12 protein-coding genes and 1 rRNA gene are annotated in these 12,880 nt (G+C 67.8%); 2 read left to right on the top strand and 11 right to left on the bottom strand.

From position 1 onward, the window contains the following. Both E3O60_RS01150 and tyrS read right to left on the bottom strand, forming a co-directional pair. Positions 1-189 (bottom strand): 16S ribosomal RNA (locus tag E3O60_RS01150); the annotation flags it as partial. Positions 190-659: 470 nt separating this feature from the next. After that, positions 660-1,961, bottom strand: a complete 1,302-nt coding sequence (gene tyrS, locus E3O60_RS01155; RefSeq protein WP_134480665.1) for a tyrosine--tRNA ligase — start codon at positions 1,959-1,961, stop codon at positions 660-662. Between the two features lie 141 nt (positions 1,962-2,102). Between tyrS and E3O60_RS01160 the strand changes: the two genes are divergently transcribed. Then, positions 2,103-2,786 carry a DNA-binding protein gene (locus E3O60_RS01160; protein WP_198415678.1) on the top strand — a complete coding sequence of 228 codons (684 nt, stop codon included), beginning with the start codon at positions 2,103-2,105 and terminating at the stop codon, positions 2,784-2,786. Continuing rightward, positions 2,783-3,406, top strand: coding sequence for a hypothetical protein (locus E3O60_RS01165; protein ID WP_088455758.1), 624 nt, complete (start codon positions 2,783-2,785; stop codon positions 3,404-3,406). Before E3O60_RS01160 ends, E3O60_RS01165 begins: the two co-directional genes overlap by 4 nt. Before the next feature lie 85 nt (positions 3,407-3,491). Here the strand turns inward: E3O60_RS01165 and E3O60_RS01170 are convergent, their stop codons facing one another. From E3O60_RS01170 to argC, 9 genes are all read right to left on the bottom strand, one after another. Continuing rightward, positions 3,492-3,932, bottom strand: coding sequence for an OsmC family peroxiredoxin (locus E3O60_RS01170; protein ID WP_088455757.1), 441 nt, complete (start codon positions 3,930-3,932; stop codon positions 3,492-3,494). A gap of 64 nt (positions 3,933-3,996) precedes the next feature. Further along, complete coding sequence (locus E3O60_RS01175) at positions 3,997-4,590, bottom strand: DNA-3-methyladenine glycosylase (RefSeq protein WP_134496930.1); 594 nt, start codon at positions 4,588-4,590, stop codon at positions 3,997-3,999. Positions 4,591-4,633: 43 nt separating this feature from the next. Beyond that, the gene (gene argH / locus E3O60_RS01180) at positions 4,634-6,070 is read right to left on the bottom strand and encodes an argininosuccinate lyase (protein WP_134496932.1); all 1,437 of its coding nucleotides are present in this window, start codon (positions 6,068-6,070) and stop codon (positions 4,634-4,636) included. A gap of 8 nt (positions 6,071-6,078) precedes the next feature. Next, positions 6,079-7,278 (bottom strand): argininosuccinate synthase, encoded by a 1,200-nt coding sequence (locus E3O60_RS01185; protein WP_088455754.1) that lies wholly within the window; start codon positions 7,276-7,278, stop codon positions 6,079-6,081. Between the two features lie 60 nt (positions 7,279-7,338). After that, the gene (gene argF, locus E3O60_RS01190; protein ID WP_103459411.1) at positions 7,339-8,268 is read right to left on the bottom strand and encodes an ornithine carbamoyltransferase; all 930 of its coding nucleotides are present in this window, start codon (positions 8,266-8,268) and stop codon (positions 7,339-7,341) included. Between the two features lie 63 nt (positions 8,269-8,331). Continuing rightward, positions 8,332-9,537, bottom strand: coding sequence for an acetylornithine transaminase (locus E3O60_RS01195; protein ID WP_134496934.1), 1,206 nt, complete (start codon positions 9,535-9,537; stop codon positions 8,332-8,334). Further along, complete coding sequence (gene argB / locus E3O60_RS01200; RefSeq protein ID WP_088457930.1) at positions 9,534-10,472, bottom strand: acetylglutamate kinase; 939 nt, start codon at positions 10,470-10,472, stop codon at positions 9,534-9,536. Before argB ends, E3O60_RS01195 begins: the two co-directional genes overlap by 4 nt. Positions 10,473-10,486: 14 nt before the next feature. Beyond that, entirely contained in the window at positions 10,487-11,668 is a 1,182-nt protein-coding gene (gene argJ / locus E3O60_RS01205; RefSeq protein ID WP_134408904.1) for a bifunctional glutamate N-acetyltransferase/amino-acid acetyltransferase ArgJ, read from the bottom strand. Continuing rightward, a complete protein-coding gene (gene argC / locus E3O60_RS01210; RefSeq protein ID WP_134480661.1) occupies positions 11,665-12,708 on the bottom strand; it encodes an N-acetyl-gamma-glutamyl-phosphate reductase in 1,044 nt (347 codons plus the stop codon). Before argC ends, argJ begins: the two co-directional genes overlap by 4 nt. Positions 12,709-12,880: the final 172 nt, after the last annotated feature.

The raw sequence follows: 12,880 nt of genomic DNA on the forward strand, positions 1-12,880 counted from the left end.
CGGCTGAAGTTCGTATCCGGTATTAGACACCGTTTCCAGTGCTTATCCCAGAGTCAAGGGCAGGTTACTCACGTGTTACTCACCCGTTCGCCACTGATCCAAGGAGCAAGCTCCTCTTCACCGTTCGACTTGCATGTGTTAAGCACGCCGCCAGCGTTCGTCCTGAGCCAGGATCAAACTCTCCGTAAATGTTTAATAGCCTCACCACCGAAGTGATGGGCACATCTAGTGCCGAAAGCCACCGGAATAGGCGAACAATCAGCAAGTTTGAAACTGACAGAACAAATCATTACTGACTTGCTTTGTTGTTTAAATGTTTTCCAAAGGAATCTCTTTCGCGGTATCCCCTAGAAAGGGACCCTACGACCGAGGTTTTTGGCATNAGCCGCCGGTCAATTGACCTTTGCACTGAGGCACTTCGATGTTGTTCTGTTTCCGTCAAGTCCGGCAGTTCGAATGAATTCGCTGCCAACACTTGGAAGTGGTCCCGCTTGAGGCCGGGAAGCTCTTCGGCTTTCCGCACCTGTGGGGTGACAAGAGATGACATTACGCGGGTTCCGAATGCCCCGCAATCCCGGGAGCATCCCGGGCGTGTCGCAGATAGACACCCGCCCGCAATGCGCCCGTAACCTGCCGGTCACACAGCGAGCGGGCGGGGCCTATTCGACGAAAACGCCGGCGAGGGTCTTCTTGCCACGACGGAGCACGGCCACTCCCCCGGGCAGGACCGATCCCTCAACGGTGGCCGTCTCATCGGTGACCTTCACGTTGTTCAGGTAAACGCCGCCCTGGCCGATCGCGCGGCGGGCTTCACCCAGGCTCTTGGTCAGTCCGGTGTCCACGAGTAGCTGCATTACCTGCGCCTGCGGGAACGTCGTGGTGTTCGGCAGCGCCCGAAGCGCCGACTCGAGGGTTTCGGCATCAAGATCGGCGAGCTCGCCCTGACCGAAGAGGGCCTGCGTGGCCCGAATGGCCGCATCCGTCGCCGAGACACCGTGCACCAGGCTGGTCACCTCGTAGGCGAGGGTGCGCTGGGCTTCGCGCTTGAACGGCTCGGTGTCCACCAGCTCCTCGAGCGCATCGATCTGCACGCGAGTGAGGAACGTGAAGATCTTGAGCCGGGCGATGACGTCGGCGTCGTCGGTGTTCAGCCAGAACTGGTACATCGCGTACGGGCTCGTGAGAGTGGGATCCAGCCATACCGCGTTCCCCTCGCTCTTGCCGAACTTGGTTCCGTCGGTGTTCGTGATCAGCGGGGTGCCGATCGCGTGCACGCTCGTGCCCTCCGCTCGGTGGATGAGGTCGGTGCCGCTGGTGAGGTTGCCCCACTGGTCGCTGCCCCCGGTCTGCAGCACACAGCCGTGGCTGCGGTAGAGCTCGAGGAAGTCCATGCCCTGCAGCACCTGGTAGCTGAACTCGGTGTAGCTGATGCCCGCGTCGGAATTGAGCCGGGCGCTCACCGCATCCTTCTTGAGCATGGTGCCCACCCGGTAGTACTTGCCGATGTCGCGCAGGAAGTCGATCGCCGACAGCGGCGCCGTCCAGTCGAGGTTGTTCACCAGGGTGACGGCGTTGTCGCCCTCGGCGCTGAGGAAGCGGGTGACCTGAGCCTGCAGGTAGCCGACCCACTCGTTGACGACCTCCGGAGTGTTCAGCGTGCGCTCCGCCGTGGGGCGCGGGTCGCCGATGAGCCCGGTGGAACCGCCGACGAGGCCGAGCGGCCGGTGGCCGGCTAGCTGCAGCCGACGCATCAGCAGGAGTTGAACCAGGTTGCCGAGGTGCAGGCTGGCCGCGGTGGGGTCGAAGCCGCAGTAGTACGTGATCGGGTCTCCGGCGAGCAGGGCGCGCAGCGCCGACTCATCGGTGGAAACGTGGACCAGGCCACGCCAGGAGATTTCCTCCCAGACGTCGGCGAAGGTGGGATCGTTGGCTTGCTGAGCAAGGATGCTGGGGTCTGACACGAAGCCAGATTACCAGCGCAGGCGGCCGGGTTCTCGGGATTCAGCCTCCGACACGGGCCGGATATCAAGCCCTGAAGCTAAATACAGCTGGATTAATGCTTGAAGCTTGATTAGGCTGTGATTAGGACGGAGGCTTAACCCATGTTTGTGATTACCGCCGATCAAATCGACAGCCGCCATGATCGTGATCGCGCCAGCGACATGATCGCCGAGTTGGTGCAGCGCCACGCCGAGGCTTTCACGCTGCCCCCCGACCAGACCTCCGGCGACGAGATCCAGCTCCTCGTCGGCACGGCCGCCGACGCGTTCGCTATTTTGCTCGATCTGCACCGCACCGGATTCTGGAGCGTCGGGGTGGGCGTCGGCCCGGTGCGTACCCCGCTGCCGGCCACCACCCGGCAGGCCACGGGTGACGCGTTCATCGCCGCCAGGGCCGCGGTGACCCGGGCCAAACGGGCCGAGGCCCGCTTCGCGCTGGACACCCCGCCCGCCGCGGACCGGCCCGGAACTTCGACAGCCACGGAAGTGGAGGCACTCGTGACGATGCTGCTCCTGCTGCGCCAGCGCCGCAGCGGTGAGGGGTGGGAGGCGGTGGACCTGCTCGAGAACGGGCTCGCGCAGACCGACATCGCCCGCAGGCTCGGCATCTCCACGGCCGCGGTGAGCCAGCGAGTGAAAAGCGCGCAGTGGAAGGTGGAGCGCGCCGCGCACCCGGCACTGGTTAGGCTGCTAGACAATCTTGACAGTGACACCGTCGACAACGACACCCACGACAGCGACACCCACGACAGCGACACCAGCGAAATGGATGGCCTCCGCCGATGAATGCCCTGACTTCCCTCGACGTCGTGCAGTACCTGTACTGGGTGCTCCTGCTCCTGGTCACAATGGCCTCGTTGATCCTGGCCGTCCTCGCCTTCCGGCTGGGAAAGCAGCCGTTCGCGATCGCGTCGGCCGGGGCGTTAGGCGGGGCCCTGCTGCTCGCCGCCCTCCCCCTCGGGGAGGCGCCGGTGGTCTTCGGGGTGGTCATCGGCCTGGCCGCGCTGGCGTTGGCCGTGATCGGCGGCGGTCCGGCCGCCGTACTGGCCCTGCAGCTGGCCACGAAGAACTCGGTGGCGCCCGGCAGCCACGGCGGCATCCTCGTCGGCACCGAGTCCTCCCCCGCCGCCGACACGGCATCCGTCGGCGATGCGGTCCCGTCGACTGCGGTGCACGAGGTGCTGCGCGGCGGTCTCACCATCGGCATCCTGGAGCGTTTGGCCGTCGCCGGCGCGATCCTGGCGGGCTTTCCCGAGGCCCTCGCCGTTGTCGTCGCGATCAAGGGCGTCGGCCGTTTCACCGAGCTGGCATCCTCTGAGGCGCGCGAACGGTTCATCATCGGTACATTCGCCAGCCTCATCTGGGCGTGCGCCTGCGCCATCCTTGTGAGCCTCGCGCAGTCCTGACGCCGGCTGCGGCCGCCCGCACACATGAAAACAAGCCCGGCCCGCAGGATCATCCTGCGGGCCGGGCTTGTTGGTTGCGGGGTGCTTAGTCTTCGAGCACCGCGTCGAGGGTGATCTCCACGCCGGTGAGCGCCTTGCTGACCGGGCAGTTCTCCTTCGCGGCCTGCGCCGCGGCGAGGAAGGTCTCACTGTCGATGCCGGAAACCTCACCGGAGACGGTGAGGTGGATGCCGGTGAGGCGAAAGCCACCGGCGGGGTCGGCACCGAGGGTGACATCCGCGGAGACGTCCAGGGCCTCGATGGTTCCGCCACTGGCGGCCAGTTCGGCGGAGAGCTGCATGGAGTAGCAGGCGGAGTGGGCGGCGCCGAGCAGTTCCTCAGGGCTGGTGATCCCATTGGCGTCGTCAGCGGCGCGCCGGGGGAACGACACGTCGTGGGTGCCGAGCTGCGAGCTCGTCAGTTCGACCTGGCCTGCGCCGTCGTCGAGAGTTCCGGTCCAGGCTGTGCGGGCGGTACGTGTGGGCATTGATGCTTCCTTCTGTGTCGCTTTTCTGGGGATAGCCAGAGTAACTGGCCGGTAGGTATGAGAATCATTGGAGTGCGTGCGGATGCCGTCGGTACGCGGACACCGTCCGGTCCCCCGGAATCCAGAACCGCCAGGCGTACTCGGTGCCGCCGCCGGGGCCGCTCACTCCGGTCCGCGGGCCGGTCTGCATCGCCGGAGCCGCCTCGGCCAGGCTCAGCTCGAACGGTTCGGCGCCGAGGTCGGCACCGTCCTGGTGCAGCCCGATACCCAGCGCCTGGGTGAGGCGGGCCGGGCCGCGCGCCAGGTCCCGCACAGCCACCGTCGGACCGCGACGGGCGCGAGCCGACTCGTGGCCCGCCACGATCTCGCCAGCCCGCAGCAGCACCGCCGACGCCTCGCCCTTGGGAGAGCAGACGATGTTGGCGCACACGTGCATGCCGTAGCTGAAGTACGCGTACAGGTGACCCGGCGGCCCGAACATGGTGGTGTTTCGATCGGTGCGCCGACGGAAGGCGTGCGAGCCGGGGTCCGTTCCGGCCAGGTACGCCTCCACCTCGGTGATGCGCAGCACGGTGTCGCCGTGCCGGAGCAGGCCGCCCAGCAGCAGCGGAGCCACGTCGACCGCGCCCCGGGCGAACAGGTCAGGGTCGACGGTCATCCGCAGCGTTTTCGTCGGGGCGTGCCGGTGCTCAGCGGTACGCTCAGCGAGCCAACGCCGTGGCCAGGGAATGCACCCGGGCCACCAGGGCGGCGCGCTGCTCGGCGACGCGCACGGGCGCGGTGCCGGCCTGGCCGTCACGGCGGTTGACCGAGCCCTGGATGGTGAGCACCTCGCGCACCTCGGGAACGAGGTACGGCGAGATCTCCGCGAGTCCGGCGTCGTCGATCTCGTGCAGGTCGAGGCCCTGGGCCTCGGCGACCTTCACCAGGGTGCCGGTGATCTCGTGCGCGTCCCGGAAGCTGACGTGCCGTTTCACCAGCCACTCCGCAACATCCGTGGCCAGCGAGAAGCCCTGCGGCGCCAACTCGGCCATGCGCTCGGTGTGGAAGGTAATCGTGGCGATCATGCCCGTGAACGCGGGCAGGAGCACCTCGAGGGTTTCGATGGAATCGAAAACCGGCTCCTTGTCCTCCTGCAGGTCGCGGTTGTACGCCAGCGGCAGGCCCTTGAGGGTGGTGAGCAGCCCGGTGAGGTTGCCGATCAGACGACCGGACTTGCCGCGCGCGAGCTCGGCGATGTCGGGGTTCTTCTTCTGCGGCATGATCGACGACCCCGTGGAATACGAGTCGTGCAGGGTGACGAAACCGAACTCGCGGGTGTTCCAGAGGATGATCTCCTCGGCCAGGCGGGACAGGTCGATGCCGATCTGCGCCGTGATGTAGGCGAATTCGGCCACCAGGTCGCGGCTGGCGGTGCCGTCGATGGAGTTCTCCACGACGGCGCCGAACCCGAGTTCGGTGGCGATGAGGGTCGCGTCGAGGCCGAGGGTGTTGCCGGCCAGTGCGCCGGAGCCGTACGGGGAGAAATTCGCCCGCTTGTTCCAGTCGGTGAACCGTTCGAGGTCGCGCACCAGCGGCCAGCAGTGCGCGAAGAGGTGGTGGGCCAGCAGCACCGGCTGCGCGTGCTGCAGGTGGGTGCGGCCGGGCATGATGGCGGTCTCGTTCGCCTCGGCCTGCGCGGCGAGGGCGTCGATGAGGTCAACGACGAGCCGGGCGATGACGGCGGCGTGGTCGCGCAGCAGCATCCGCACCAGGGTGGCGACCTGGTCGTTGCGGCTGCGGCCGGCGCGCAGCTTGCCGCCGAGTTCGGTGCCGACGATGTCGATCAGCCCGCGCTCCAGCGCCGAGTGCACGTCTTCGTCGGTCGCGGCCGGCTGGAACCGGCCATCGTTGACGGCCTCATCGAGGTTGTCCAGGCCGGCGAGCATGCCGGCCAGTTCGTCCTCGGTGAGGTATCCGGCAGCGGCCAGGGCACGCGCGTGGGCGCGCGACCCGCGGATGTCGTACCCGGCCAGCTGCCAGTCGAAATGGGTGGATTTGCTCAAGCGCGCCAACTCCGGCGACGGTCCGCCGGCGAAGCGGCCGCCCCAGAGGGCGCCCGCCTCACCCGCACGGTTGATGCTCGTGTCGCCGGTCATGCCGGGACCTACTTCGCGGCCTGGTCGCGGCGGGCCGCGATCTTGCTCGGCAGGCTCCACAGCTCGATGAAGCCCTTGGCCATCGACTGGTCGAACGAGTCGCCGGTGTCGTAGGTGGCCAGGTCGAAGTCGTACAGGCTCTGCTTGCTCTGACGCCCGGTGACGACAGCGGTGCCGGCGTGCAGCGTCATCCGGATGTCGCCGGAGACGTACTTCTGGGTGTCGTCGATGAAGGCGTCCAGCGACTTCTTCAGGCCGGAGAACCAGAGGCCGTCGTAGACGAGCTCGCTCCACTTGGCTTCGACGCCGCGCTTGTAGCGGGCGACGTCGCGCTCGACGGTGACGTTCTCGAGCTCTTCGTGGGCCGTGATCAGGGCGATTCCGGCCGGGGACTCGTAGACCTCGCGGCTCTTGATGCCCACGAGACGGTCTTCGACGATGTCGATGCGGCCGACACCCTGGTCGCCGGCGAGCTTGTTCAGCAGCACAACGGCCTCGAGCGGGGTGACCGGCTTGCCGTCAACGGCAACGGGAACACCCTGGTCGAAGGTGATGATGACCTCGGTGGCCTCGCGCGGGATGGACGGGTCCTGCGTGTAGGTGTAGAGGTCCTCGATCGGCGCGTTCCACGGGTCTTCCAGGAAGCCGGTCTCGACGGCGCGACCCCAGACGTTCTGGTCGATGGAGTACGGGCTCTTCTTCGACTGCGCGATCGGCAGGTTGTGCAGCGCGGCGTACTCGATGGCTTTGTCGCGGGTCAGCGCGAAGTCGCGCACCGGAGCGAGCGAGGTGAGCTCGGGGGCCAGGGCCGTGACGGCGGCTTCGAAGCGCACCTGGTCGTTGCCCTTGCCGGTGCAGCCGTGCGCGACACTGTCGGCGCCGAGGGCGCGGGCGGTGGCGGCGAGGTGCTTGGCGATCAGCGGGCGGCTGATCGCGGAGACCAGCGGGTACCGCTTCTGGTACAGCGCATTGGCCTTGAGCGCCGGGACGATGTAGTCGTTGGCGAATTCGTCCTTGGCGTCGACGACGATCGACTCCACGGCGCCGCAGTCGAGGGCGCGCTGTCGGATGACATCCATGTCCTCGCCCTCTTGTCCGACGTCGACAGCCAGTGCGACGACCTCTTTGCCGGTGGCGTCCTTCAGCCAGCCGATGCCCACCGAGGTGTCAAGGCCCCCGGAATATGCCAGTACAACCCGCTCAGCCATGGTTCTCCTTCATAAGTTTTGCGTGATTCAAGTTTATTGGTGGTGCGTGCGAGCCGGCGGTTAGCGCGCGTTGTGCGCGAGCAGCCAGACGAGCAGCGCCTTCTGGGCGTGCAGGCGGTTTTCCGCCTCGTCCCAGATGATGCTCTGCGGACCGTCGATGACGTCGGCCGTGACTTCGTAACCACGGTCGGCCGGCAGGCAGTGCATGAAGTGCGCGTCGGGTTTGGCCAGGGCCATGAGGTCGGCGTCGACGCGGTAGCTGCCGAGCGAGCCGAGCCGGATGGCCTTTTCCTCTTCCTTGCCCATCGACACCCAGGTGTCGGTGATGACGACATCAACGCCGGCAACGGCCGCGGCCGGGTCGGTGAACAGTGCCACGGAACCGCCGGTCTGGGCGGCGATGGCCTCCGCGTCGGCGACGACCTGCGGGTGGGGTGTGTACCCGGCCGGCGAGGCGATGCGCACGTGCATGCCGGCAGTCGCCCCGGCGAGCAGGTAGGACTGCGCCATGTTGCACGCGCCGTCACCGAGGAAGGTCAGGGTCTGACCGGCGAGGTCGCCGCGGTGCTCCCGGATGGTGAGCAGGTCCGCGAGCAACTGGCAGGGGTGGAAGTCGTCGGAGAGCGCATTGACCACGGGCACCGTGGTGTTCAGGGCCATCTCTTCAAGTCCGGCCTGGCCGTAGGTGCGCCACACGATCGCGGCGACCTGACGCTCGAGCACCCGGGCAGTGTCAGCGGCGGTTTCCTTGCCGCCGAGCTGGCTGCTCGCGGTGCTGATGATCAACGGGCTGCCGCCGAGGTCGGCGATGCCGACGGCGAACGAGACCCGGGTGCGGGTGGAGGACTTGTCGAAGATCACGGCGACAGTTTTCGGTCCGGCCAGCGGCTGGACCGAGAATCGGTCTCGCTTCAGTTCCAGGGCCAGATCGAGGATCTCGGCCTGTTCGGCCGGAGAAATGTCGTCGTCGCGCAAGAAATGGCGGGTCACGGGGTCACTTTCGCTGAATTCTGAGGTGTAATGCGGGATTCCTCCACCTTATCTCGTGGCGGGTTACCTAGTGGCGGGCACGAGACCCGAACTGGTCACACGGGCCAGGGCCGCCCGAAAACGCTCGTCGAAGTCGGCCAGCTCGGCATCACCGACGATCAGTGGCGGTGCGATCCGGATGCTGAATTCGTTCGCGGCGTTCACGATCAGGCCTTCAACCAGCGCGGCGGCGGCCAGCTTGAGGGCCACCGGTTCGCTCAGGCCGATGCCCAGCAGCAGCCCGCGGCCACGCACTTCACTGATCAGGGGCGAATCCATGCCGACGAGGAGCTCACGGATCTCCTCGCCGCGACGGGCGGCGTTGCCGACGAGGTCGTCGCGTTCGATGACACCCAGCACCGCATTGGAGGTGGCCGTGACGAACGGGTTACCGCCGAAGGTGGAGCCGTGCTGGCCGCGGAGGAACAGGTCGCTCGTGTCGCCGAAGGTGACGAGCGCTCCGATCGGCACTCCCCCACCGATGCCCTTGGCGACAGTGACGGCATCCGGCACCACGTTGGAGTGTTCGTAGGCGAACCACTTGCCCGTGCGGCCGGCGCCGGTCTGCACCTCGTCGATGATGAGCAGCACGCCGTGCTGGGTGCAGAGCTCGCGGGCGCGGTGCAGGTAGCCCTCGGGCAGGTCGATGACGCCGGCCTCACCCTTGACGGGTTCGAGGAACAGTGCGGCGACGGTGTCGTCCAGTTCACGCTCGAGGGCGGCGATGCTGGTCTCGATGTGCTGCACACCACCGGGAACGGGTTCGAACGGGGCGCGCATCAGCGGCTTGCCGGTGAGGGCGAGCGCGCCCATGGTGCGGCCATGGAACGAGTCGTTCAGCGCGAGGATCCGGCTGCGGCGACCGCCGGCGGTGTTCAGCCGGGCGAGCTTGAACGCGGCCTCGTTGGCCTCGGCTCCGGAATTGCAGAAATAGACCCGGCCGGCGTCGCCCGCACCGGTGAGGCGTTTGAGCCGCTCGGCCAGCTCGATCTGCGACGGCGAGGCGAAGTAGTTGGAGATGTGCGCGAGGGTGCCGATCTGCTGCTGGGCGGCGGCGACCATGTCGGGGTGGGCGTGGCCGAGGGAGTTGACGGCGATGCCGGCCAGGAAGTCGAGGTATTTGGTGCCGTTCTCGTCCCAGACGTAGCAGCCCTCACCGCGCACCAGCACGGCCAGCGGGGGCGACAGGGTTTTCATCATTGCGTCTGCGTAGCGTTCGTGCAGGGTCATGCGGGAACCACCTCAGTACCGATACCGCTTCCGGTGAAGATTTCGACCAGGATCGAGTGCGGCACTCGACCATCGATGATCGCCGCTTTGGCGACGCCGCCCTCGACGGCGTCCAGGCAGGCTGTCATCTTGGGGATCATTCCCGATTCGAGATCGGGAAGCAGGGTGCGGAGCGCATCGACGTCGATGACCGACACGAGAGAGTCGCGGTTGGGCCAGTCGCTGTACAGGCCGGCCACGTCGGTGAGGATCACGAGCTTGGCGGCGTTCAAAGACACGGCGAGGGCCGCGGCGGCGGCATCCGCGTTGACGTTGAGCGACTGGCCCGGCACCTCAACGTCCGGCGCGATCGACGAGACCACCGGAATCCGGCCGGCGCTCAGCTGCGCGTGCACGGCCTCGGGATCCACGCCGATCACGTCACCGACCAGGCCGAGGTCCACCTCTTCGCCGTCGATGACGACACCGCGGCGGCGTCCGCGGAACAGGCCGGCGTCTTCGCCGCTGAGGCCGGCGGCGAGGGGGCCGTGCGCGTTGATGTGGCTGACCAGGTCGCGGTTGATCTGTCCGGTGAGCACCATCCGCACCACGTCCATGGCCTCGGGGGTGGTGACCCTGTAGCCACCGCGGAATTCACTCTCGATACCGAGGCGGGCGAGCATCGCGGAGATCTGCGGGCCGCCGCCGTGCACCACGACGGGGCGGATGCCCGCGTAGCGGAGGTACACCATGTCCTCGGCGAACGCGCGCTGCAGTTCCTCGCTGACCATGGCGTTGCCGCCGAACTTGACGACGATGATCTGGTCGTGGAACTTCTTCAGCCAGGGCAGGGCCTCGATCAGCGTGGCGGCCTTGACCTTCGCCTCCGCGGGGGTGTTGTCGACGTCGTCGAGGGTGGGAACCTGTGGCGGTGTGGCGGGAGTGGCGGTGCTCATCGGCTCGGTGCTCATCAGCTGGAGTACGCGCTGTTCTCTTCGACGTAGTCGTGGGTGAGGTCGTTGGTCCAGATCGTGGCGCCCGCGGTGCCGGCGTGCAGGTCGATGACCACCGAAACGGCGCGCGGGGTGAGGTCGACCAGCTCGCGCGGCTGGTCCGGCTCGCCCGCCGTACAGACCTGGATGCCGTTGATGGCCACATCGATGCCATACGGGTCGAATGCCGCGTCGGCCTCGGGGATGGTGCCCACCGCGGCGAGCACCCGGCCCCAGTTGGGGTCGTTGCCGTAGATCGCGGCCTTGAACAGATTGCTGCGCGACACGGCGCGGGCCACCGTGACGGCCTCGGTTTCGGACGCGGCGTTACAAACCTCGATGGCCACATCGTGCGAGGCGCCCTCGGCGTCGCCCTGAAGCTGCAGGGTCAGGTCGCGGCACAGGTTGGTGAGCGCGGTGGTGAATTCTTCGGGGTCCGCGTCGACGCCGCTGGCGCCGGAGGCCAGCAGGCTGACGGTGTCGTTGGTGGACATGCAGCCGTCGGAGTCGAGCCTGTCGAAGGTTACCCTGGTGGCTTGCCGCAACGCGGCATCCAGCTGTGCGGAGGACAGGACGGCGTCGGTGGTGATCACGACGAGCATGGTGGCCAGGCCGGGGGCGAGCATCCCGGCGCCCTTGGCCATCCCGCCGATGGTCCAGCCGGCCGGGGACACCTGGGTGGCCTGTTTGGGCCGGGTGTCGGTGGTCATGATCGCCTGCGCGGCGGCGAGGCCTGCGGAGGCAGAGGATGCGGCGGCGTCCTTGAGGGCCACGCCGGCGTCGAAGACGCCCGCGGTGATCTTGCCGAGGTCGAGCTGCTCCCCGATCAGGCCGGTGGAACAGACCAGAACGTCGCCGGAGGAGACCTGGAGCTGTTCGGCAACGGCCTCGGCCGTGGCGTGGGTGGTCTGGAAGCCGATGCTGCCGGTGTAGCAGTTGGCGCCGCCGGAGTTCAGGACGATGGCGCTGACGCGGCCGTCGCTCATCACCTGCTGGCTCCAGATGATCGGGTTGGCCTTGCACCGGTTGCTGGTGAACACCGTCGCGGCGTTGGCGAGCGGGCCGAGGTTGGCGACGATGGCCAGGTCGAGGCCACCGGACTTCTTGAGGCCGGCGGTGACGCCGGCGGCGGCGAATCCGGCGGGGGCGGTGACGCTCACGGGGCAACTCCATTCGTACTGAGGCCGCGGGTTTCGGGCAGCCCCAGGGCAATGTTGGCGGATTGGATGGCGGCGCCGGCGGTGCCCTTGACGAGGTTGTCGACGGCGGTGACCGTGACCACCCGGCCGGCGGCTTCGTCGATCGCGAGGCCGATGAGGGCGGTGTTGGCGCCGAGAACGTCGGCGGTACGCGGGAACTGGCCGGTCGGCAGGACGTGCACGAACGGTTCGTCGGCGTAAAGGGATTCCCAGGCGTGGCGCACGGCGGCGGCGCTGGTGCCAGGTACCAGGCGGGCCGTCGAGGTGGCGAGAATGCCGCGCGACATCGGCACGATCACCGGGGTGAACGACACGGTGGGCCCGGTCGCGCCGGCCCAGCGCAGGCTCTGCTGGATCTCGGGGATGTGCCGGTGGCTGCCGCCGACGGCGTAGGGGTTGGCGGAGCCGAGGATCTCGGCGGCGAGATTGGGCACCTTGAGGCTCTTACCGGCGCCGGAGGGGCCGACGGCGAGCACGGCGACGATGTCGGCCGGTTCGATCACGCCCGCGAGGATGCCGGGGGCCAGGGCGAGGGCGACCGTGCTGGCGTTGCAGCCCGGCGCGGCGATGCGGCGGGCGCCGATCAGCCGGTCACGTTGCCGGCCGCCGGCGACGGGCAGTTCGGGCACACCGTAGGCCCAGGCGCCGAAGTAGTCGCCGCCGTAGAACGCGGCCCAGTCGGCCTCGCTCTCGAGGCGGTGGTCCGCGCCGCAGTCCACCACGAGGGTGTCGGCACTCAGTTGGGTGGTCAGTGCCCCGGATGCGCCGTGCGGGAGGGCGAGGAAGACGACGTCGTGGCCGGCCAGGGTGGTCGCATCCGTGTCGGCCAGCACGAGGTGGGACAGTGAGCGCAGGTGTGGTTGCACGTCGACCAGGCGCTGGCCGGAGTTGCTGTGCGCAGTGACCGTGCGCACCTCGAAATCGGGGTGAGCGGCCAGCAAACGCAGCAGCTCACCGCCCGCATACCCGCTGGCGCCCGCAACCGCTACCGAAAAGACCATGGACCAAACCTACCCGGACGCCAGCACAGCCCGACAATCGCGCATTGCCCAATGAAGCCCCGCGGCACGCGCAAGTCCCCGCGGCAAGCGCAAGTCTCCGCGGCACGTGCAAACCCCCGCGGCACGCGCAAGTCCCCGCGGCACGCGCACCAAAACGTGCCGCCGCACTCGG

It is taken from the genome of Cryobacterium sp. TMB1-7 (assembly GCF_004402435.1).
GTDB lineage: Bacteria > Actinomycetota > Actinomycetes > Actinomycetales > Microbacteriaceae > Cryobacterium > Cryobacterium zongtaii.

Excerpts from the sequence above, each read along its gene's own strand:
- E3O60_RS01160 (WP_198415678.1), top strand. The coding sequence starts at position 2,103 with ATGTTTGTGATTACCGCCGATCAAATCGACAGCCGCCATGATCGTGAT.
- E3O60_RS01165 (WP_088455758.1), top strand. The coding sequence starts at position 2,783 with ATGAATGCCCTGACTTCCCTCGACGTCGTGCAGTACCTGTACTGGGTG.
- E3O60_RS01170 (WP_088455757.1), bottom strand. The coding sequence starts at position 3,932 with ATGCCCACACGTACCGCCCGCACAGCCTGGACCGGAACTCTCGACGAC.
- E3O60_RS01175 (WP_134496930.1), bottom strand. The coding sequence starts at position 4,590 with ATGACCGTCGACCCTGACCTGTTCGCCCGGGGCGCGGTCGACGTGGCT.
- argH (WP_134496932.1), bottom strand. The coding sequence starts at position 6,070 with ATGACCGGCGACACGAGCATCAACCGTGCGGGTGAGGCGGGCGCCCTC.
- E3O60_RS01185 (WP_088455754.1), bottom strand. The coding sequence starts at position 7,278 with ATGGCTGAGCGGGTTGTACTGGCATATTCCGGGGGCCTTGACACCTCG.
- E3O60_RS01195 (WP_134496934.1), bottom strand. The coding sequence starts at position 9,537 with ATGACCCTGCACGAACGCTACGCAGACGCAATGATGAAAACCCTGTCG.
- argB (WP_088457930.1), bottom strand. The coding sequence starts at position 10,472 with ATGAGCACCGCCACTCCCGCCACACCGCCACAGGTTCCCACCCTCGAC.
- argC (WP_134480661.1), bottom strand. The coding sequence starts at position 12,708 with ATGGTCTTTTCGGTAGCGGTTGCGGGCGCCAGCGGGTATGCGGGCGGT.